Consider the following 20,467-nt stretch of genomic DNA (forward strand, 5'->3'; position numbering starts at 1 on the left):
AAAGTTCACATATTCTTTTTTCTTTTAATTTCTTCAATTACTGGCTTAGATAGTTCTATAAACGTATAGAAGGCATCAAGATTGGAGATCGAGTCTATTCTCACTGCTTTATTAATATCCCGCCCCATTAATATTTTCTTAACTGGCACTTCAAGTTTCTTAAAGTTTAACGTTAAAAGTATATCTGGAACCTGTATAATGCAATCTGGTATGAAATAGGGACCCAATTCTTGCCTCATTTTATCTTTAATCTTTTGTTTAAGTGATTCATTAAGAGTTAAATTTCCCTTAAGTATCACGTGAGTTGAAAGGACCCATAATGATACTACGAATATGTTTATATAAGTTATACGCAGCATAATAATAGAATAGAAACCAATTTTTTATATTTAATATTATAAAAGATTGTAAATGACAATAAAACTAGACTCCTTGAGTTTTACGGAAGAATGGTTCAACCATAATATTGAATGAACAAGTGAAAGTAGAGGAAGAAGTGAGCGAAGATATTGTATAGTATTTATATTCGAGAAATTGAAGAATAATATTATGAAAGTTGTAATAATTGGTGCAGGGCCAGCAGGAGTTTACTCAGCATTAACCTTATCCAAGAATGCAAAAGTCACACTTATAGAAAAGGAAGAAAAACTGGGGGGTACGTGCGTACTTTACGGGTGTATACCAACAAAATCCATATTAAGCCAGCTTATCATATCTAGGCAAGCATCCAATATGAGTTTAAATACGTTTAGAGAGTATGCATTAGGTTCAATAAATACTATAAGTAAGAGTTTAGAACAGTTACTAAATAGTCATGGGATAGAGGTTATTCACGCTAATGGTTTTCTAAGGTCGTCTATGGTTCATGCATCAAATACTTCACTTACGGCTGATAAGGTTTTAGTTTCAACCGGGACCAGAAGAGAAAGATTAGGAAAGGTAAAATTCACGGAAGATTTAGCCTATACTAATGAGGATTATAATAAGGTGGTTATAGTAGGAGGAGATGCAGGGGGAATAGAACTAGCTTGGATGATGAAGAAACTGGATAAGGAGGTACATCTTATAGATAAGAACGATTTACTTTTACAAAACATTGATAATACACTATCTGAGGTAGTTACAAATTTTCTAAGCCGTATCGGAATTAAATTATACTTAGGTAAAAAGGTCTCTAAAATTGATGAAACTTCTGTTACCCTTGAAGATAACCAAACGATCTCAGGCGATGCTGTATTTGTAACCTTCGGTCGTAAACCAAATATTGAAGGATTTGAGGAAATCCCCCACGAGAAGTACATATACGTCGATGAATATTTGAGAACTCAAATTCCCAATATCTACGCAGCAGGAGATATAATAGGTACGTTTACTGCACATGAAGCCATATATGGTGGTATTATAGCTGCGAAAAATATGTTAGGCGAAAAAAGAGAGTTCCTCGTAGAAGGAATACCTAAGGTTATATACATTTACCCCCAAATAGCCTATGTAGGGACTACTATTGGTAATTGTGTTACTTTCAACACATTAAATTTAACCAGAACAGTAGTAGAAAGAGAAGGTGAGGGATTCTTAAAGATATGCGAAAGGGATAACAGAGTAATTGGGGGAGTAGCATTCATGCCTTATGCCGAAGACGTAATTTCTCTTATTTCAGTATTAATACGATATCAAATAAATTTAAAGGATACTATAGATCTTGTTATGCCTCATCCTTCTTATCTGGAAGCCATTACTGAGGCTTTAAATATGCTGCAAAGTAAAGAGTAAAGAACTGTTCATTGCTCAGTGAAGCTCATAGTGTTATTTTAACTTATTTATTTTTCTATGCTGAGTAGTATTTATTGGAAAATCGTTGTATTCCATACCCTAGACCCCAAATTCATCACCCCGAAAATAATTCAAGGGAGTTAAAAAGTGGATAAAATAATTTAACTAAATATTCTTGCAAAATAGTAATATTATCTTGCAAGAGCAAGATAGTTAGGAGTAAGCGGAAGTCTTTCTTGCTCGTTGTCCCCTTGAGGAGCAAGTATAGTGTATAGATTAACATTGCTAGTACGAAGATGAACAAGCGGAATAACCAACTCCTTGATGAGGTAAAGATTAGGAAAGACTTGATTAACTTGTATGATGTTTCTATTGGCGTCCTAACCTTGTCATACCATTTCACAACAATACTCCTATTTACGTCTAGGTTTGTCCCCTTTGCCAAGTACTCCTTTCCCCTACCATGATGTACTATTAGCCTAAATGTCGCTTTCTTACCATTTGACTTTACAGTATAATCTCCATCAAAATTCCTATGTATCCCTACCTTACCCACGGGTACTCCAATGATGAAGTTAAACCTTGACAAGTAGTTGATCACATCCACTGAATAGAAACCAGCATCTAGTGTTACTAATTCTATTTCTAGGCCCAATGCTAGTATTTGTTGTATTAGGCTTTCAACTATCTTTAGTCTAGTCATTCCTTTTTCTACGCGCGTGAATGCTAGTATTAGTGTTTTTCCCTTTACTCTTGTGGTTGCTGTTGCGTAATTCCACGCGTAGCCTTTTTCTGACCCGCCTAGTCCTTCTACGGGTTTTCCCTTGTATTCTATTGATGTCCAGTCTATTGATATTTTTACACGTTTTCTTCCACCTAGTTCCTTAGCGGAAATCGTTTTGATCACGTTTAGCATTTGGTCTATTACTTGTGGTTGTTCTTCCACGTAGTTTCTAACTGTTTGTGGTGATATGCCAAGCTCTTTTGCCTTGTTTTCTACTGAATCTTTTGTTAGTGCTGCTGTTACAAGTGTTTTCTTGACTTCTTCTGCCTTTCTTCCCTTGAAGTTTATGATGGAAAATAATTTTTCCTCTATTTGTACTCGTATTTTAGGGGAGATGTAGTCTGGTGTTGTCAAGCGTTTCTCCCCTAAAGTAATACCAGACTACATCTCCCTTAACTTTTTCTCTAATTACAAAATTTTCTTGGTTAGAAAAAATTATACAATGCAATTATTTTTGTAAAATGAATTTGGGGTCTAAGGCATAATCCTTTTGAATACTTACCTTAATATTTACTATTACTTCAAGATACATAGTAGGATTTAACAGTTTTAATGTAAAAATATTATGATCTTAAACGTGATTCTTTTAAAACCATCTAACCCTAGGATTTTACGCAAAATGCTATTGCGAGTATTTAGGACATAATCAAGTATTCTACTCCACTAGTCTTGTTGGACAAAACGCTTATTCTTGAGTTTATTAGGTTAATAAAGACACTATAATATGTTGTGCAGCATTTAGAGATTGAAAGCGATCCTAATAATTTTTATATGAATTTTTATGGATGAGGTTAGCTACTTAACAACAAAAACATTTTTACGATTTATCAAATAGCAATATTTTTAGGTAAATTTAAAGGAATTAATAATCTTTCTAAAAATATCGATAAGAATTTCATAGTCTCTAATATAAAGCCCATTATTTGCGTTACTAACTTAAAGAGAAGTATAATTTTTCATAACTATTCATTGCAATCTTTAAATTTAACGATTTTCCAAGCTGATATAAAATTGCTGACAGCGACGTTGTCTTCTCCTCTCATAGCTATTTTGTTAACATTTAAATACTTCAATTTTAATATATTCTTATTGAGATAATGGTGCAAGATATCCCTAAAAGTAAATTATTAGACATGTATAAAAAGATGCTATTAATTAGATATCATGAGCTTACTGCTAAAGAGCTCTTTGCTATTGGTAAGATTCCGGGATTTGTTCATCTCTATGTAGGTGAAGAGGCTGTAGCTGTAGGAGTTATGAGCACGCTAAGAGATGATGATTATATAACTAGCACACATAGAGGGCATGGGCATTGTATAGCTAAGGGTTTAGACGTAAAGAGAATGTTAGCAGAGATAATGGGTAAGAAAACTGGAGTGTGTAAAGGAAAAGGTGGATCGATGCATATTTTTGATTATAGTAAAGGTATGTTAGGTGCAAATGGTATAGTTGGTGGAGGAGCTCCTCATGCAGTAGGTGCAGCATTAGCGTTTAAACTTAAGGGTTTAGATCGTGTAGCTGCAGCGTTTATTGGAGATGGAGCTATGAATCAAGGTGTAGTTTTGGAATCTTTAAACCTCTCTGCCATATGGAAACTTCCAGTAGTCTTTATAGTAGAAGATAACATGTATGCGATGTCGACTAGAAGTTTAGCCCCAGCTAAATTACAGCCTAGTCATTCTGCTGCTAAAAGTTACGTCGAGAGGGCTTTAGGTTTTGGAATACCCGCTGTAGAAGTGGATGGTATGGATGTACTAGCAGTTTATGAGGTGGCAAAAGAAGCTGTTGATAAGGCAAGAAAAGGAGGAGGTCCATCCTTATTACACTGTAAGACTTACAGGTTTTTTGGACACTTTGAGGGAGATTCTTTAGTTTATAGGGATAAAGAGGAGGAAGAGATGTGGAGAAAAAGAGATCCAATTACTCTATTTAGAGATAAACTTGTTTCAAATGATATCGTAAATCAAGAGGAACTGGATAAGATAGATAGAGAAGCTAAAACCGAAATAGAGCAGGCATTGAAATTCGCTGAGGAAAGTCCATATCCTGAAGTGGAAGAGGCTCTAACTGACGTTTTTACAGATAATTCATATTAGGGTGATATGTAAATGAGGCAGATAACGTTTACCGAAGCAATAACTGAAGCTTTAAGGCAAGAAATGGAAAAAGATCCCTCAGTCATATTAATAGGAGAAGATATAGGTGTTTATGGGGGCGCGTTTGGAGTAACCAAGGGTTTGGTAGAGAAATTTGGCTCAGATAGGGTTATTGATACTCCAATATCTGAGGCTGGATTTATAGGTGCTGCAGTAGGTGCTGCGCTAGCTGGCTTAAGACCAGTAGTAGAGCTAATGTTTGTAGATTTCTTTGGAGTAGCAATGGATCAGATCTATAATCAAATGGCTAAATTAAGGTACATGTCTGGAGGGCAATTGAAAGTTCCCCTTACTTTAAGGGCACCGATAGGGGCGGGAATAAGTGCTGCAGCTCAACATTCACAAACTCTTTACTCAATTTTCGCACACGTACCTGGTTTAAAAGTAGTAGTACCCTCTACTCCTCATGACGCTAAAGGTTTATTGATCTCATCAATACATGATGATAATCCAGTAGTATTCTTAGAACATAAGGTGTTATATGGGATAAAAGGTGAGGTACCTGAGGAAGAATACACTATACCTCTAGGCAAGGCAGATATAAAAAGGGAAGGAAGTGACATAACAATAATTGGAATAGCCAGAACAGTATGGAATAGCTTAGAAGCTGCGGAGCAACTATCTAAGGAAGGTATAAGTGTAGAGGTTATTGATGTGAGATCAATAGTTCCTTTTGATAAGGAAACTGTTATTAAATCAGTTAAGAAGACAGGAAGAGTTGTAATTGTGGATGAGGATTATGACAGATGTGGTTTCGCCTCATGGGTTTCTTCCATAATTGCAGATGAAGCTTTTGAATACTTGGATGCGCCAATAAAGAGAATAACCACTCCTAACGTCCCTATACCTTTCAGCCCTCCCTTAGAGCAATATATATTACCAGATTCCAAAAAGATTATTAATACAGTTAAATCCATATTGGGGTAAATTTTAGTTGACATCTATAGGAATTATTATTAATCCTGAATCTGGGAGAGACATTAGAAGACTAGTTGCAAAAGCTACCTTTGTCTCTAATTACGCTAAAATAGATGCAATAAAGCGTTTTCTTTATGGGCTAAATATAACCAACTCTATCGAGGAAGTCGTATTTATGCCAGACTTTTACGGAATTTCCTTAGATATAATACGTGATATTAAGGATGATGTTAAGTTTAAGTTAAGGACTCTGGATATGAGGATAGAGAATACAGCAGATGATACTATTAATGCTTCAAAATACATGGTAGAGAATAGGGTAAGTGTCATAATAAGTGCTGGTGGAGATGGTACTCTCCGGGCAATATACAAAGGAGCAGGAGATAAGGTGCCAGTACTCGGTCTCTCTTTAGGAACAAATAACGTCTTAGGTGCCTTATACGAACCAACAATTTTAGGAATGATCATGGGGCTTCTCCTTGAGAAGAATAATATTATCTCAAATGTAGTTGAAAGAATAAAGACCATAAAGCTTTTTGTTAATAATGAATTTAAAAATTTGGCATTAGTAGATTTAACTTTTATGGATGGTTGGTATGTAGGAGCTAGAGCAATATGGGACGAATACTCATTAAGATATGCTTTTATCTCTAAGGGTGAATTGGGAGATGTCGGAATACCTTCAATAGTTAGTCTCGTTAGACCCATAACTTTTCAAGATGATTTAGGTTTAATGGTAAAATTCGGGTTAGGTAAGATTAAGGTCAACGCAGCATTTGCACCTGGATTGGTAAAAGAAGTATTTATAGATGGAATTAATATACTTAAACTCGGACAAGAGGTACACATACCTAGTGACAACTACGTTATTGCATTTGACGGAGAAAAGGAAATGATAGTGAATTCTAATGATGAGATAATGATCAGAATAGATAGAGATGGTCCTCTCTTAGTTAGCATATCCAAGTCTTTAAATTATATAAACACTTATTATAAGGAAGAGATGGGTGAATTAAGATGGGCAAAGAAGTATTAATGCCAAAGTTAGGTTTAACCATGACTAAAGGGAAAATAGTTCAATGGAAGAAAAAAGAAGGAGATAGAGTTCAAGAAGGAGAGGACTTAGTAATAATAGAAACTGAGAAAATAACAACTGCAGTAAAAGCAGTAGCTAGCGGTATCTTACTTAAGATTTACGCCAAAGAAGGTGAAGAGGTACCTGTTGGTCAAATAATAGCGTACATAGGTGAAATTGGAGAAAAACCCCCATCCTTATCTACTAAACCCACTTTGGTTAGTGAACAGCAACAAGGGCAATCAACTCGAATTGAAGAGGCTAAGGCAATAAGTGAAGTAAGAGCTTCACCTAGAGCTAGAAGGCTTGCTAAAGAAAAAGGAATAGATCTAGTTAAAATAAAGGGGACTGGACCTGGAGGTATGATAACAGAAGATGATGTAATTAGAGAGTTAGAAAATATTGAAAAAGGAGTGAAATTCACTGCCACTGGTCTTAGAGTTAAAGAAGTGATACCAATGACTGCAATAAGGCAAGAAATAAGCAGAAGAATGGTTCAGAGCCTTCAGACAATGGCCCAAGTGACACTAAATATTGAGATTAATGCAAATTCGTTAGTTAAAATAAAAAATGAAGTAGAGTCTAAGTATAGCATGAAAATTACTTATACAGACGTTCTAGTTAAAGTAGTAGCTAAACTCATCAGAAGTCATCCATTTCTAAACGCAACACTAGAGGGCGATCAAATAAAGATAATTGAGGATGTTAATATAGGAATAGCTGTGGCTCTAGATCAAGGATTAATAGTACCAGTAATAAGGAACGCAGATATTAAGCCAATTACTGAAATAGTAAAAGAAAGTCATGAACTAGCGGATAAGGCTAGAGAAAACAAGTTAAATCCCGACGAAGTAACAGGAGGAACGTTTACGATAAGTAATTTAGGAATGTATGATATAGATTCATTTACACCAATTATAAATCCTCCTCAAACTGCTATATTGGGAGTAGGTAGGATAAGAAAGGCACCAGTTGTAATAGGCGATAATATCTCAATCGGTTACGTTATGTGGCTAAGTTTAACATTTGATCATAGAGTGTTAGATGGACATACCGCTGCTAAGTTCTTGAAAGAGCTTACTGAAATATTAGAGGATGAGAATAGATTGAGAGCGTTTTTAAGTTAGGAATCTATTCCATCTTGAACGGTAAATCCAAAACATCTTATTTAGGTAATTAGTAGGTGTTTAATACCTTCTATGCTCTTACTGGTTAGAATTACACTTTTTAATATTTAGCTCAGCCATTAAAGTATGGATTTAGGGGGTTTGTTTTTCATTTAGTCTAGTTGGCATTATGCTTCTCTTTTCATCGACGTTAAATAAATTTAATATTTCAGATATTTAAGAAAAATATTGTTTATTAACTATAATTGTTAGAAAAATATGATATTTTACTCGAATTGAATAAGTATAATTCAATTTATTATAAGTTTTAATTTATCTTGAGATAAATTAGATTCCCATACTGACGTAGTTTCTAACTGTCTGAATTATGCCCTGCAATTATTTTTGTAAAACGAATTTGGGGTCTAAGGAATAGTCAAATGTATATATTAATGAAAAGTATACATCTCATTCCTTTTTAAATATATGTACAAATCTATCAAACCACTAAATGTATTAATAAATTTTTATAGATAGGTTTAAATAACATAATTTAGGTTAATATCCAGATGAAAGCGAAGAAAATATATCTCCTAGATTTAGGTATGTTAGGAGGAGATTCTGGTTGGTTTTTACCAGGAGCTGCAGGAGGAGCTAAAACATATAGTAATAGAAATGCCACAAGTCAGTGGATTGAAATCCCAGTCTCAGCAGCGTTAATTGAGCATCCAGAAGGATATATTCTCTTAGATACTGGAATAGCACCAGATGCAATGCAGACACATGAAAAAGGTTTAATGGAAGCATTTCCTATTATAAAATTTTCAGAGGAAAATAAGTTAGAAAAACAATTGGCTTTAGTTAATGTAAAGCCAGAGGACATTAAAGCAGTTGTAATATCTCATTTACATTTGGACCATATAGGCCAGGCGGGAATATTTAAAGATTTGAGAACACCAATTTTCGTACAAAAGAAGGAATTAGAGTATGCCTTATTAATGTTATGGCAGGGTAAGGGAGGAGCGTATGATTATTCTGATTTAGCGCCTTTAAGAGGGGCTAATTGGATTCCAATAGCAGATGAGAAATTTGAGATTGCTGAAGGAGTTATAGCAGAATTCACTGGCGGACATACACCAGGACATCAAGTTCTTCACGTTATTACAGAAGCTGGTAACACTTATATTCTAACTGGAGATTATTTACACTTAGTTAAGGAAATGGAGATAGAGGCTAAAGGATGGCTTCTTGGCGATGCTGAAGAATGGCACACTTATATTAGAAAATTAAAGTATTTAGTATCTAAGCCTAAGACTAAATTGGTAGCAGGGCATGATGTAAACCTTTGGAACACTTATCCTAAAGCACCTAAAGCATTAGAGTGATATTTTATGAGTAATGCTAATTACATAGCTTATACGCCTACCAACGATTCTGTTTTTGTGATAGAAGTTCCTAGGATAAAATTTGGATTAGGAGCTGTTAAGGAAGTAGGCTTTGAAGCTAAGAGGTTAGGCTTTAAGAGTGTGCTTCTAGTAGTTGGCAAAAGGCTTTCACAAAGTAAATTAACAGAAGAGGTCATACAAAAACTAGAAGAAGCTTCCATATCAGTAAAGAAAATAGAAGAAGTTAAAGTTGAACCAGATGATGAAGCGCTAATAGAGGCATATAAGAAAATAAAGGATGAGAGAGTTGATGGTTTTGTAGCGCTAGGTGGAGGATCTACAATAGATACAGCTAAAGTTTTGGATTTACTTCACACATATCCAGCTGAGTTATCAGAATATATAAATGCACCAATAGGTAAGGGTAGTGTTCCACCAGGACCAATAAAGCCTTTAATAGCAATCCCTACTACTGCTGGCACGGGAAGTGAAAGTACGGCAGTAGCGGTATTAGACGTTAAGTCTTTAAAAGTTAAAACGGGTATAAGTAATCCCTATATAAGACCTGCAGTAGCATTAGTAGATCCATTAACTACTTTAACTTTACCCCCTATGGTAACTGCATCTACTGGTTTAGATGTTCTAAATCACGCGATAGAATCATTTACTTCTAGGCCATATACTTCTAGACAAATTCCAGAATCTCCTCTGAAAAGAGCAGTCTATGCTGGATCTACGCCAGTAGGTGATATTTTCGCATCTAAGGCGATAGAATGGGTGAATCGATATTTAAGAAGAGCAGTAGCAAATCCTAATGATATTGAAGCTAGGTACTATATGATGTTAGGTGCAAGTATAGCAGGCATAGGCTTTGGTCATGCAGGAGTTCATTTACCTCATGCAATGGCCTATCCTATTGCAGGTATGGTAGAGAAATGGTACCCTCCAGATTATGATTTCGGATATGCTATAGTTCCCCACGGAATTTCTACTGCTATACCAGCAGCTTATGCTTTTAGATATTTAGCTAAATTTTATCCAGAAAGATTTGCTGAAGTTTTAAGAATAATGGGTATAGAAACTAGTAATGACCCTAAGGAAATATCTGAGACAATTTCCGAATATTATTTACATTTACTTGAAGACCTTTCCATACCTACAAAGCTGAGAGATATAGGATTCTCAGAATCACATTTAGATAAATTAGTAGAGGGTACGTTAGCTCAGAGAAGATTACTTGAGCAGTCACCTAAAAGGTTATCTAGAGAGGAATTAAAAAAGATTTTTATGGAAGCTATTTGACTTTATTTTTTCTTTCTTTGATCTAAAAATACTTGCAATTTATATCCTGTCCAAACTGTTTGCCCAGGCTTAACCCATTCTATTTCTATATCATCTGGACTTATTCCAATTTTATTAGCTAAGATCTCCCTAGCCTCCCTATCATAATTAGCATCCACTTCACTCCTCCTAGTTTCAATCCCAATTTTCAACTTATCCATTTGATTGTCATAAACTAAAATATTAAACATGCCAGTAGTGTCTTGGATTTCATTTATGGCATCTTCTATATAAATTGGCAAAAGTAATTTCCCTTTTACTGTAAACATCCATTCTACCCTTCCCGGTATTGGCTCAGCAAATCGCATATGAGTAATACCATACTTAGGATCTGGGTCAATTAGAAATTCATTCTTTACATAATCTCCTAAACTATAACGGATTAGGGGCATTGTAAAATGATTAAGTAATGTTGCTATTAATTCACCCCTTTCGCCTTCTGATACTGATTCATCAGTCTTAGGATCTACTACGTCAAATATCTCCATATCTTCCCATATTACTAATTGCCCATCTAAACCTGGAACCTCAATAGCCATATGCCCATCAGTAGTACCCCAAACACTTATTGCCAGTTTAGCATTCGGATGAACTTTAAAAAGTTTCTTTTTGGTATTTTCTGCTGCTGCTCCACCATGTAACAGAAGTACTTTGAATGGAGTCTCCCAACCCTCTAACAAAGCCTCTTCTCCTATTAACCTATGTAACCAAGGTGTTGTAGCAAATACGTCAACTTTCCAGAGTTTAAATATTAAATTATGTCTATTTTTCCAGTTAAAATACGTTTCACCTCCACCAGCTATTGCAGTAGCTCCACATCTCCACATTGCGGTCTCAACTAATGGCGGACCCCAACTATAAAATCCACTCATATTTAGGTAATTTGCATAAACCTTAGTTGGCTTAACCTCTGCAAAAGTCCATAAATATCTAGCTTGTGCCTCCTCAAAATAGTCTAATTCTAATGCACCCCAACCTTGAAAAGTAGGTAAGCCAGTGGATCCGGAAGTAGCTCCAACAAACCTAATCCTTTTAGCTAATTCTGGAACGAAAATTGATCCAAATGGTGGATTTTGTTGTAAGTCTTTTCTTAGCTCATCTTTTCTTAAGACTGGTATCTTAATAATATCTCTCCAATCCTTAATCATATCCGGTTCGAATCCCTTACTCTTCCAAAACTTCCTATAAAACTCCACATGATCCCAGGCCCATTTTACAATCCTTTTAAGCCTAAAAGTCTTTAATTTCTCTAACTCCTCCCTAGGCATTGTCATTATTTTCTTATTCCATAAAACTTCTGATGATGATGGTGGGTAATCTGTTCTGATTGATGCCTCTTGCCTTAACTCTTTATGAATTGCTTCATATTCTTCTAAAACTGTAGTCATTAATATACAATTGACTAAAAAGTTTAAAAAGTTTATGCTATACATTATCTAGTAATTCATTTATTTTTGTCATCATATTTTTATATAGATTATTAATGAGCAGTTTATTTATAGTAGATATTAATCTATAATCTTCTTATTTGATATTGTTTAACAAAAATATATTGAATACTCTCTAATATTCCATATTTTTAAGTACTCCTATTTTCGCTTCTAACATGGTTTAGATTATAAGATTGACGTCTGTTGGGATTTTTTGAATCCATTCCTTATATAAGAACTTGAAATCTTAATTAAGTTAGATTATCTTTATATTTCAATAGAATATCAACAACTTTCCTTTTTAGTTCATAAACCATTTCTATATCTAAACTATCTTCATGAAAACCATCTTCGTGAAGTTTCCACGCGTTTTTCCACATAGTAAAAATACCTGGTAAAGAGGGATCGAGAAGTCGTGCAGCTTTAAATAATATTTCGGCTTTCCATCTTCCCTTTTTAGAAACTTCTTCAAGAACACTAACGAGCCTAAATCTATTAGATAATATTTTTATTGCCTCTTCAGCAGCCTTATAATATTTTTCAGAAGCTTGAACAGTATCCCCTCTCCTTAAAAACTCCTCAGCCTCCTCTAAGTAACTTATTATATTTTTCATTTGCAATTTCCACTAATTTAGCTACGTCATTAGCTAATAACTTTAACGTCTCTAAATCTAAATTGACAGTATAGATTGCAGTCGCGCTGTTCCAATACTCTATTATGTCTTCGCCAAGAAATTTGGATATCTGATAAACGGCTCTATTAAGAAATTTTAAGCTCCATCCTTCTTTCTTAACACTATCTAATATTTCTAGATTTAAAGACAGTGCTAATATTTTTATTGCCTCTTCAGCAGCCTTATAATATTTTTCAGAAGCTTGAACAGTATCCCCTCTCCTTAAAAACTCCTCAGCCTCCTCTAAATATACATCAGCAGAAGATTTGAGTATTTGACTATTCATTATACTATATTATTTTTAGGAAGTAATAAAAATGTATTGTCCCTTACATTATGGATAACTAATTTTATTAATTTGGTATAAATCACATATTTGGAAATTTATATTCAACTGAACGTGAGATTTATTTACTAGTAAGAGAAGCGATATTATATTTTTCAAAAATTTCACATCAATAAAAACTGATTTGAAGAATTCAAACTAAATTTTAAATGAATGAAATTGCTGCCACACATAAGATCATAACTATCAGAAACCTCTCATGGTAATTAAATTTTCGGCTAAATTATTTAGACCTGCTAGAGGCTAATAGTGCTTAGAAACTTATCGGATTTGCTACTGAGTTGTAGTAGTTACTAGTAAAGTTTATATATTAGTAATTCTCATCCTTTACTATGAAAGTAAAGGTTACTAGAAACTTTCAAGTTACTATACCCTCTGAGATAAGAGAAAAATTAGGTATAAAGGAAGGAGATTACGTCGAAGTAACTTTAGATGAAAGTAATGGAACTATAATAATTAAACCGTATGTAAGAAAGTGGACTACAATAAGGTTAAATAAAAAAGTGGGTCAAGAGGATATAGATAAGGCAGTTGAGGAGGCATTAAATGATAGTAGTTGATACAAATATATTAGTTTATTCAACTTTTGAAGATTCCAAAAATCATTCTAAAGCTCTGGAAATTATAGAAAAGGAGGACGTTAAAATTCCGCAGATAGTCGTTTATGAGTTTTTATGGGTTTTAGCCAAACTTACATCAGATGTTTCCTTAATAAAAACTAAGATTGAAGAGTTAAGAGAGTTTGAAATTATATGTGAAAGCCCAGAAATCATACTTAATGGCGTAAAAATGTTAAAGGAAGACGGTAAACCTTTAAAGATGTTAAATGATTATGTTGTTCTAGCCTTAGCTAAAGAATTAAAAGGAGATTTAGCAACCTATGATGAAAAATTAAGGAAAATTGCTGAAAAACATGGTGTAAGAATAATTCCTTAAGGCTAAAAAGTAGAGATAATTTTGGACGAGTAATCCCATCAAGGTTTGATTAGGGGAAATAGGTCAAGGGAAACTGATAATGAATAAAAAACTTTATGTTTTTATTGGTAAGTCTAGGTTTGTCATGCATGAATTACATTATGTGTTATGTAAGAGATCTTTGGAATACTTAAAAGCATCTGAAGATTCTTTAAATAGAGGTTTGTATGACGTTAGCGGCGTATTAGCTCAAATATCTGCGGAACTTTCAATTAAGGCTACAATACTATTTTTAGGATATTCATTTCCAGAAACACATGAAATTAGGAAACTACTTAGTATTTTATCTTCTTTAACTTTAAGAGATGAGATACAAAACTTTGTTAAGTCTAGAAGGGGAGAATTAATACTTTTAGAGAATGCTAGAACAAGAGGACAGTATTTATCTTACGGTTTAGATAGGGAAGATGCAGAAGTTTGTTTAAATATTGCTAAGGAGATTATTAATTTAATGAAAAAGATATGGGGGAATAAGTGGTGTTCGGATTAGAAAGAATAGAATTTTTGGAGAAAAATTGGAGAAAAATTGCTGAGACAGTTCTACATAAATCTAGGGAAATAGCTAATGTAAAAGAGGTAATAGTTTTCGGCTCAGTTATTAAGGGCAAAACCATGGGTGCAAGTGACTTAGATCTCGCCCTAATTATTAGGGGACTAAATAAGAGCGAGATAAGCAAACTATTAATTAAAATCCATTCAGCCTTACCAGACGAAATTTCAGAAATAATAGATTTAACCATAATTGCAGAAGAAGATGAGGACGATTTTCTAAAATTTGTAGGTAATAATTATGTTATAATTAGTGACTAATGGAAAATAATTAATATAATTGTATTTCTATAGAAACTGACTTTTTAAATATCTAATTTTCATAATAGCTGTAACGAGTTTATAACTTCTCTAAATGCAAAATATAGAAAAATATTGAGAAAAGCTTGTATTATTCGAAATAAACCTAGCCTTTGTCTCGTTTAATCTTCTAGGCTTCTTATTAATTAACTACACTCGGCATGCTTAGCTCAATAGCTCTCATTACTAGTTTACACTAGATTTATCCAATTTTCTAATTATTATTTTATTATTATAATAGCCATTATGAAAAAAGACTATATAATCAGAAAGTTAGAAGCTTATCAGATTTACTAGCATTGGATTAAATAATGAATATCATATATAACTGGTATAACTGGACTGCTGGAGCTAATTTGTGTTTAACCGTGGCGTAACTTATCCTTACTTTTAATTACTTTTAATTCCGCCACGGGGAACCTATACCCTAGACCCCAAATTCATCACCCCGAAAATAATTCAAGGGAGTTAAAAAGTGGATAAAATAATTTAACTAAATATTCTTGCAAAATAGTAATATTATCTTGCAAGAGCAAGATAGTTAGGAGTAAGCGGAAGTCTTCCTTGCTCGTTGTCCCCTTGAGGAGTAAGTATAGTGTATAGATTAATTGCTAGTACGAAGATGAACAAGCGGAATAGCCAACTCCTTGATGAGGTAAAGATTAGGAAAGACTTGATTAACTTGTATGATGTTTCTATTGGCGTCCTAACCTTGTCATACCATTTCACAACAATACTCCTATTTACATCTAGGTTTGTCCCCTTTGCCAAGTACTCCTTTTCCCTACCTTGATGCACTATTAGCCTAAATGTCGCTTTCTTACCATTTGATCTTGCAGCGTAATCCCCATCAAAATTCCTATGTATCCCTACTACCTTGTCCACGGACACTTATATAGAATTTGAAGCGTTGGTTTAATACTTACCATAATCCCGAGTTGGATCAAGTTGAGGATGAGTTCTATTATCTTGTTTCTTAAGGTACTGGTTATTGGGTTAAGTTGTTTAGCGACGAGCTTAAGGAAGGTGATGTTATGGAAAAATTTTATCAATTCTCAAATATTATCTATTAACAAGTCTTAACAAGATTATTCTCTTAATTATTCAACCTTTTCTGAATGTTTTTCTATATTTTGTATTGAGGGAAGTTAAAAGCCTGTTGCAGCTATTATGAAAAAGACTATAACTCTATTGCTGTGAGAGACATAAATATAACATAGAATGCTATCAATATTGCAGATATTATGAAAACAAGATCCCATTGATTTAGATTAATCCATATTCCTCCTAAATATGCTGCTATAGAGTAAAATACTCCATAAGTTAAAGCCATAGAAATCCCTCTCCACTATGCCTAATTCTTGTAGGATATATTTGAGGCATATAAGCGGGAGCAAAGCCCCATATAGTCTGAAAACCATAACCAACTAAGAACAGTATTAAAAAGTCCGCTATATATGACACATTATCTGGAACTAGCCAATATATTATCAATGCAGGTACAGTAATAAATGTTATTAAAGCAACTTTTCTAGTTCCAAATTTATCCATAAACCAGCCTTCTGTTAAATTAGCAATAAAGTGACCTAATGCAAACCCGTAAAAAACTATAATAGTAAATATAAGAGTAGGTAATGGAGTCCTTGTTATACCTCCTATGATGTACCAATCTTCATAGTAATAATCATGAAAAGGCTGTAGCAAAAAATGCAGCGGAAAGTCCTATAAAGGCCAGAATAGTAACTAGCTTATAGCACCCTTTGAATATTTCTGAAATTCCTTGCCTAATGGATGCTTTTTCTAGGGCTTTAACTTGAATTATTCTACTCCATAGTGGTGATTCTCTTATCTCTAACCTTATTAGATATGCAGCTAACCCAAATAATGCGTTGGCTAAAAATCCAGCTCTCCAGCCTAAAGCAGACGGTGAAGCGAACGTACCTGCAAAAGTATCTGCAAGAAAATACCCAACCGCTACTCCTCCTTGCGAGATAGAAATAAACCATGATCTTCTTCCTGTGGGTATTTGCTCTGCTAATAATACCCAACCAGCTGTCATTTCACCATCACTAAAAATTCCCGCCCCTAATCTACTTATAACATACATAGGAAAGTTTACTGGAAGACCAGTTAATGCAGTAAATACCATAACACCAACTAGTGTAGTTAAAAATGTTAGCTTTCTTCCCCATCGTAAGTCATTTATTCTTCTAAACAGAAATCCTCCTAATCCGTCTCCTGCACCAAAAGCTATGCCGATAATTCCAAAAATTGCATCACTTATGTGAAATGCATTTGTAATTTGATTTATAAGAAAAGCATTTAGTACTATATCAGTAGCTGAAACTGCCCAACCAAAGAAAACAGTAATTAAGAGTATTATATGATATTTGTTAATTTTACCTTCCATATGTGTGGATCATAATGTTTTAATATATATATTATACCTCTTATTATGTAGTAGACATTATTGTAAAAGAGGGATTCGTTAGTATTTCCAGAAAGTTCTTAATCAATTAATAAGTTACTTGTGAATTGAGATAAAAAGAACTAGCTCATTAAGGCTAAATATTATAGAACTATAATTTTAAATTATTCTATCAAATACTACTAGATCATAACTTACTGGAAGAATTGGTGCGTTTTCTCCTTAAAATATTCAGAACTTAATATGGCTATTTTTAAGCATCTTAAGGCTAAGTAATACTGTTTTTTAATCCAATTAAATAAATTGAAAAATTATATTAAATAGTTTTTCGAAGAAAATAATTATAAGTTCAATCTTAGTGCACCAAAGGTTGGATAAAATTGGAGTCAAAGAACTTTTCGAGAATCCTAGTAATATCAATAAACTAGTAAACATTAAATTTATATATGGCATTTAAGCTACTTTTTTGATGGCCAATAATTTAAGATGGTACATAATCTTAATAGTATTTTGTTTAATAATAGTTGATTATATTGATAGGGGACTTATTACAGTGATTTTACCAGTAATTAAACCAGAATTTCATATTAGTTCATTTGAAGCAGGAATAATAGGGGACGGATTTACTTTTGGATACTTAATCATGAATCCTTTAGTAGGTTATTTCTTAGATAAGTATGGCCCAAAGAAGACTTTTAGCAGATTTGCGGTCTTTTGGGGATTAATTCAGGCAATTAACGTTTTTGCATTTTCAGCATTTTATTTCATAGTTACTAGAGTATTGCTAGGAATCGCAGAGGCGGTTGGATTCCCTGGAGTTACTAAAATAGTAGCTAATTGGCTTAGAAGAGATGAAAAAGCAAGAGGCGGTACCATATCTGATTCTGGAGTTAATTTAGGGATAGTGTTCGGGTCATTATTTATGATAGGAATGTTTTCTATATTTCCAGAAGAATTAGCATGGAGACTAGGATTTTTAATTAGTGGAGTCTTAGCTATAGTATTAGGATTAGTATTAGGTTATTTATTATTTGATTTACCAGAGTTGCATCCAAAAATATCTAGGCAGGAGTTGGATTATATATTAGCTAATAGAGATAATGTTTCTCAAAGAAAAAAAGTACCACTAACAAGCTGGTTTTCAAATAAGAATTACTGGGGTTACATGCAAGGTTTAGGAGCACAAGCTGGAATATTTTTTGGTCTTTTTACGTGGTTACCATTATATTTGTATTACGCTAGACATTTCTCATTATCTTTCACACTTACATATACTGCATTAATATGGAGTTTTGGCTTTATAGGAGAAATAATAGGAGGGTTTATAATTGATAAAATAGTTAAAAATAATCCTAATTTAGGTTTTAAAGTTGGTTTCGCAGTAAGTTCTATTGCTGTAACATTAGGATTAGCAGCTACAATATTTGTATCTTCCCCTATAGAAGCAGTAGAGATTTTAATGATTACCTTTTTCTTCCTGAGATGGTCCGGTATACAATGGGCTGCACCTTCATTTCTGGTACCTGCAGAACTTTCGGGTCAGTTTGGAGGACATATAGGATTTTGGGAAACCTTATGGGGTATAGTAATTCCCATAGTCTTTGGAGCTACAGTAGAGGTTACTCATGCATATTTTTTAGGTATGGAGATCTTAGTAGGAGTTGGACTCATATATTTCATAGGAACAGTTTTAGTTACGGATTATAAGGTAATGGGGATAAAGGAGGAATAGATTAAAGTTGTGGAAAATTTTTTATCATGGTAAATTTTATAAATTATTCATAAATGATGAAAACCCTAACAAAGAAGAGATAAAAATAATACCAAAGTATATAGGAATTTGCGGAACAGATAAAAATATATATTTAGGAAAAAAGAAGGTTAATGAACCATTAGTAATAGGGCATGAAATATCAGGGATAACTGTTGATGGGAATAAAGTAGTAGTTTTCCCAAATTATTGGTGTGGGAAATGTAAGAATTGTAAGAAAGGATTTTATAATAGCTGTAGGAATAAGATTTCTATAGGCGTTAACACCAATGGTGGATTAGCAGAGTGGATTAACGTTCCAAAACAATATGTTTTTAAAATCCCCGAGGATTTGGATCTTAGATTAGGAGCACTTGTAGAACCTACTGCAGTAGCCTTTTCAGCATTAAGAAAAATAAATACAAATATAGAAGATATTATAGTAATTGGAGGAGGAAGTATCGGTTCGTTAATTTCAATAGTAGCTAAAGTTCTTGGATTTAAACCAATAATACTTGAAAAAGATCCCAGAAAAATAGAGAGACTAAAGCAAAAAGGTCTTCCAGCAACTTACGATATTGAAGAAGATTTTGACGCCCAAATTGCCATAATAGATACTGTGAATAGTAGAGAAAGTATAGCATTAAGTTTAAAGTTGCTTCAAGGTGCAGTAGCTAATTCTCAATTGATTATTACTGGCTTAGATGAGGAAAATATAATATTAAATAGGGATATAATAGTTAGAAACGAAATAATAGTTCAAGGTTCTATAATATATACTCCTGCTGATTTTAGTAGATCTATACAAATTATAGATAAAAATAAAGAAATATTTAGTAAAATTATAGATAAAATAGCAGATAGCGAGAACATTAATGATTGGTTTAAAGCATACGTAATAGATGAGCCTAATTTAAAAGTATTAATTAGCCTAAATAATTAAAATTTTTATTAATGAAAGATTAGAGGAAAAGCTTCATTAAGGATTTTAGATAATTTTTATAATATCTTGAATAAAACCAATTTTTAGTTATATAATAATTTTTAATTATTTTAATATTTCATTAGCTCTATAACCTCATATTCTAAAACATCACTATTATCTTGTTTCTTTCCAATACAATGTATCGTTACAATAAAATTATTTGGTCTACTTTTACTCTCCCTACTATCCGTTATTTCACACTCTGACCATATAGTATCTCCAACGAAAACTGGAGACTTAAACTTAACGTTATTTATTCCTAACAATGCTATTATATCTTCAACTATTTTATGTTGTGCTAATAAACCTTGAAGAATAGAAAGGGTTAAAAAACCATGTGCTACTCTTTTACCGAATATTGAATTTTTAGCGTAAAGGTCGTCCAAATGTGCTGGATGCCAGTCACCCGTTAAACCTACAAATAATATAATATCAGCGTCAGTGATTGTCCTTCTTTTAGTGGTAAACTTATATCCCACCTTATATTCCACT

23 protein-coding genes are annotated in these 20,467 nt (G+C 33.3%); 13 read left to right on the forward strand and 10 right to left on the reverse strand.

The window, feature by feature from the left end; genetic code table 11:
* Window positions 1-5: 5 nt before the first annotated feature.
* Window positions 6-359, reverse strand: coding sequence for an acetyl-CoA synthetase (locus YN1551_RS09985; protein WP_029552504.1), 354 nt, complete (start codon window positions 357-359; stop codon window positions 6-8).
* A 190-nt stretch (window positions 360-549) separates the two neighbouring features.
* On the opposite strand from YN1551_RS09985, the gene YN1551_RS09990 reads away from it, so the two are divergent.
* Complete coding sequence (locus YN1551_RS09990; RefSeq protein WP_012717697.1) at window positions 550-1,773, forward strand: FAD-dependent oxidoreductase; 1,224 nt, start codon at window positions 550-552, stop codon at window positions 1,771-1,773.
* A gap of 115 nt (window positions 1,774-1,888) precedes the next feature.
* Here YN1551_RS09990 and YN1551_RS09995 read toward each other — a convergent pair whose 3' ends face one another.
* Complete coding sequence (locus tag YN1551_RS09995) at window positions 1,889-2,911, reverse strand: DUF4322 domain-containing protein (protein ID WP_012717698.1); 1,023 nt, start codon at window positions 2,909-2,911, stop codon at window positions 1,889-1,891.
* Between the two features lie 743 nt (window positions 2,912-3,654).
* Here YN1551_RS09995 and YN1551_RS10000 point away from each other — a divergent pair.
* From YN1551_RS10000 to YN1551_RS10025, 6 genes are all read left to right on the forward strand, one after another.
* Window positions 3,655-4,653, forward strand: coding sequence for a thiamine pyrophosphate-dependent dehydrogenase E1 component subunit alpha (locus YN1551_RS10000; protein ID WP_012715882.1), 999 nt, complete (start codon window positions 3,655-3,657; stop codon window positions 4,651-4,653).
* A 12-nt stretch (window positions 4,654-4,665) separates the two neighbouring features.
* Window positions 4,666-5,640, forward strand: coding sequence for an alpha-ketoacid dehydrogenase subunit beta (locus YN1551_RS10005; RefSeq protein WP_012715881.1), 975 nt, complete (start codon window positions 4,666-4,668; stop codon window positions 5,638-5,640).
* 7 nt (window positions 5,641-5,647) lie between these two features.
* Entirely contained in the window at window positions 5,648-6,667 is a 1,020-nt protein-coding gene (locus YN1551_RS10010; RefSeq protein ID WP_012717699.1) for an ATP-NAD kinase family protein, read from the forward strand.
* On the forward strand, window positions 6,649-7,833 hold the full coding sequence (locus YN1551_RS10015; protein ID WP_012717700.1) for a dihydrolipoamide acetyltransferase family protein: 1,185 nt from the start codon (window positions 6,649-6,651) through the stop codon (window positions 7,831-7,833). Before YN1551_RS10010 ends, YN1551_RS10015 begins: the two co-directional genes overlap by 19 nt.
* A gap of 548 nt (window positions 7,834-8,381) precedes the next feature.
* On the forward strand, window positions 8,382-9,197 hold the full coding sequence (locus tag YN1551_RS10020; RefSeq protein WP_012717701.1) for an N-acyl homoserine lactonase family protein: 816 nt from the start codon (window positions 8,382-8,384) through the stop codon (window positions 9,195-9,197).
* A 6-nt stretch (window positions 9,198-9,203) separates the two neighbouring features.
* A complete protein-coding gene (locus YN1551_RS10025) occupies window positions 9,204-10,499 on the forward strand; it encodes a hydroxyacid-oxoacid transhydrogenase (RefSeq protein ID WP_012717702.1) in 1,296 nt (431 codons plus the stop codon).
* 2 nt (window positions 10,500-10,501) lie between these two features.
* Here YN1551_RS10025 and YN1551_RS10030 read toward each other — a convergent pair whose 3' ends face one another.
* The 3 genes from YN1551_RS10030 to YN1551_RS10040 all read right to left on the reverse strand — a co-directional run bounded on the left by YN1551_RS10030 (window position 10,502) and on the right by YN1551_RS10040 (window position 12,928).
* A complete protein-coding gene (locus tag YN1551_RS10030; RefSeq protein ID WP_048052331.1) occupies window positions 10,502-11,926 on the reverse strand; it encodes an acyl-CoA synthetase family protein in 1,425 nt (474 codons plus the stop codon).
* A 293-nt stretch (window positions 11,927-12,219) separates the two neighbouring features.
* Window positions 12,220-12,582, reverse strand: coding sequence for a PaREP1 family protein (locus tag YN1551_RS15990; protein WP_012717703.1), 363 nt, complete (start codon window positions 12,580-12,582; stop codon window positions 12,220-12,222).
* Window positions 12,548-12,928 carry a PaREP1 family protein gene (locus tag YN1551_RS10040; protein ID WP_012717704.1) on the reverse strand — a complete coding sequence of 127 codons (381 nt, stop codon included), beginning with the start codon at window positions 12,926-12,928 and terminating at the stop codon, window positions 12,548-12,550. Before YN1551_RS10040 ends, YN1551_RS15990 begins: the two co-directional genes overlap by 35 nt.
* Window positions 12,929-13,320: 392 nt before the next feature.
* On the opposite strand from YN1551_RS10040, the gene YN1551_RS10045 reads away from it, so the two are divergent.
* The 4 genes from YN1551_RS10045 to YN1551_RS10060 all read left to right on the forward strand — a co-directional run bounded on the left by YN1551_RS10045 (window position 13,321) and on the right by YN1551_RS10060 (window position 14,773).
* Window positions 13,321-13,548 (forward strand): AbrB/MazE/SpoVT family DNA-binding domain-containing protein, encoded by a 228-nt coding sequence (locus YN1551_RS10045; protein WP_012717705.1) that lies wholly within the window; start codon window positions 13,321-13,323, stop codon window positions 13,546-13,548.
* Window positions 13,535-13,924, forward strand: a complete 390-nt coding sequence (locus YN1551_RS10050; protein ID WP_012717706.1) for a PIN domain-containing protein — start codon at window positions 13,535-13,537, stop codon at window positions 13,922-13,924. The genes YN1551_RS10045 and YN1551_RS10050 overlap by 14 nt, the downstream gene beginning before the upstream one ends.
* Window positions 13,925-14,048: 124 nt before the next feature.
* Window positions 14,049-14,453 carry a HEPN domain-containing protein gene (locus YN1551_RS10055; protein ID WP_048052332.1) on the forward strand — a complete coding sequence of 135 codons (405 nt, stop codon included), beginning with the start codon at window positions 14,049-14,051 and terminating at the stop codon, window positions 14,451-14,453.
* Entirely contained in the window at window positions 14,441-14,773 is a 333-nt protein-coding gene (locus tag YN1551_RS10060; protein ID WP_016731698.1) for a nucleotidyltransferase domain-containing protein, read from the forward strand. The genes YN1551_RS10055 and YN1551_RS10060 overlap by 13 nt, the downstream gene beginning before the upstream one ends.
* 558 nt (window positions 14,774-15,331) lie before the next feature.
* On the opposite strand, the gene YN1551_RS10065 is transcribed toward YN1551_RS10060, so the two are convergent.
* From YN1551_RS10065 to YN1551_RS10075, 4 genes are all read right to left on the reverse strand, one after another.
* A complete protein-coding gene (locus YN1551_RS10065; protein ID WP_238527814.1) occupies window positions 15,332-15,703 on the reverse strand; it encodes a hypothetical protein in 372 nt (123 codons plus the stop codon).
* A gap of 289 nt (window positions 15,704-15,992) precedes the next feature.
* Window positions 15,993-16,145, reverse strand: a complete 153-nt coding sequence (locus YN1551_RS17100; RefSeq protein ID WP_012715876.1) for a hypothetical protein — start codon at window positions 16,143-16,145, stop codon at window positions 15,993-15,995.
* Window positions 16,136-16,516 (reverse strand): MFS transporter, encoded by a 381-nt coding sequence (locus tag YN1551_RS10070; RefSeq protein ID WP_048052333.1) that lies wholly within the window; start codon window positions 16,514-16,516, stop codon window positions 16,136-16,138. Before YN1551_RS10070 ends, YN1551_RS17100 begins: the two co-directional genes overlap by 10 nt.
* Window positions 16,497-17,222 (reverse strand): MFS transporter, encoded by a 726-nt coding sequence (locus YN1551_RS10075; RefSeq protein WP_012715874.1) that lies wholly within the window; start codon window positions 17,220-17,222, stop codon window positions 16,497-16,499. The genes YN1551_RS10070 and YN1551_RS10075 overlap by 20 nt, the downstream gene beginning before the upstream one ends.
* A gap of 487 nt (window positions 17,223-17,709) precedes the next feature.
* Between YN1551_RS10075 and YN1551_RS10080 the strand changes: the two genes are divergently transcribed.
* Window positions 17,710-18,972, forward strand: coding sequence for an MFS transporter (locus YN1551_RS10080; RefSeq protein ID WP_012715873.1), 1,263 nt, complete (start codon window positions 17,710-17,712; stop codon window positions 18,970-18,972).
* Between the two features lie 7 nt (window positions 18,973-18,979).
* The gene (locus YN1551_RS10085; RefSeq protein ID WP_012717708.1) at window positions 18,980-19,933 is read left to right on the forward strand and encodes a zinc-dependent alcohol dehydrogenase; all 954 of its coding nucleotides are present in this window, start codon (window positions 18,980-18,982) and stop codon (window positions 19,931-19,933) included.
* A gap of 110 nt (window positions 19,934-20,043) precedes the next feature.
* Here YN1551_RS10085 and YN1551_RS10090 read toward each other — a convergent pair whose 3' ends face one another.
* Window positions 20,044-20,466: a MaoC family dehydratase gene (locus YN1551_RS10090; protein ID WP_012717709.1), complete on the reverse strand. Its 423-nt coding sequence runs from the start codon at window positions 20,464-20,466 to the stop codon at window positions 20,044-20,046.
* Window position 20,467 lies beyond the last annotated feature (1 nt).

The sequence above is a fragment of the Sulfolobus islandicus Y.N.15.51 genome (assembly GCF_000022485.1).
GTDB classification, from domain to species: Archaea; Thermoproteota; Thermoprotei_A; order Sulfolobales; family Sulfolobaceae; genus Saccharolobus; species Saccharolobus islandicus.

What these genes read in the sequence shown, in the direction of transcription:
- YN1551_RS09985 (WP_029552504.1), bottom strand. Translation starts at nt 359, where the DNA reads ATGCTGCGTATAACTTATATAAACATATTCGTAGTATCATTATGGGTC.
- YN1551_RS09990 (WP_012717697.1), top strand. Translation starts at nt 550, where the DNA reads ATGAAAGTTGTAATAATTGGTGCAGGGCCAGCAGGAGTTTACTCAGCA.
- YN1551_RS10000 (WP_012715882.1), top strand. Translation starts at nt 3,655, where the DNA reads ATGGTGCAAGATATCCCTAAAAGTAAATTATTAGACATGTATAAAAAG.
- YN1551_RS10005 (WP_012715881.1), top strand. Translation starts at nt 4,666, where the DNA reads ATGAGGCAGATAACGTTTACCGAAGCAATAACTGAAGCTTTAAGGCAA.
- YN1551_RS10015 (WP_012717700.1), top strand. Translation starts at nt 6,649, where the DNA reads ATGGGCAAAGAAGTATTAATGCCAAAGTTAGGTTTAACCATGACTAAA.
- YN1551_RS10020 (WP_012717701.1), top strand. Translation starts at nt 8,382, where the DNA reads ATGAAAGCGAAGAAAATATATCTCCTAGATTTAGGTATGTTAGGAGGA.
- YN1551_RS10025 (WP_012717702.1), top strand. Translation starts at nt 9,204, where the DNA reads ATGAGTAATGCTAATTACATAGCTTATACGCCTACCAACGATTCTGTT.
- YN1551_RS10030 (WP_048052331.1), bottom strand. Translation starts at nt 11,926, where the DNA reads ATGACTACAGTTTTAGAAGAATATGAAGCAATTCATAAAGAGTTAAGG.
- YN1551_RS15990 (WP_012717703.1), bottom strand. Translation starts at nt 12,582, where the DNA reads ATGAAAAATATAATAAGTTACTTAGAGGAGGCTGAGGAGTTTTTAAGG.
- YN1551_RS10040 (WP_012717704.1), bottom strand. Translation starts at nt 12,928, where the DNA reads ATGAATAGTCAAATACTCAAATCTTCTGCTGATGTATATTTAGAGGAG.
- YN1551_RS10045 (WP_012717705.1), top strand. Translation starts at nt 13,321, where the DNA reads ATGAAAGTAAAGGTTACTAGAAACTTTCAAGTTACTATACCCTCTGAG.
- YN1551_RS10050 (WP_012717706.1), top strand. Translation starts at nt 13,535, where the DNA reads ATGATAGTAGTTGATACAAATATATTAGTTTATTCAACTTTTGAAGAT.
- YN1551_RS10055 (WP_048052332.1), top strand. Translation starts at nt 14,049, where the DNA reads ATGCATGAATTACATTATGTGTTATGTAAGAGATCTTTGGAATACTTA.
- YN1551_RS17100 (WP_012715876.1), bottom strand. Translation starts at nt 16,145, where the DNA reads ATGGCTTTAACTTATGGAGTATTTTACTCTATAGCAGCATATTTAGGA.
- YN1551_RS10075 (WP_012715874.1), bottom strand. Translation starts at nt 17,222, where the DNA reads ATGGAAGGTAAAATTAACAAATATCATATAATACTCTTAATTACTGTT.
- YN1551_RS10080 (WP_012715873.1), top strand. Translation starts at nt 17,710, where the DNA reads ATGGCCAATAATTTAAGATGGTACATAATCTTAATAGTATTTTGTTTA.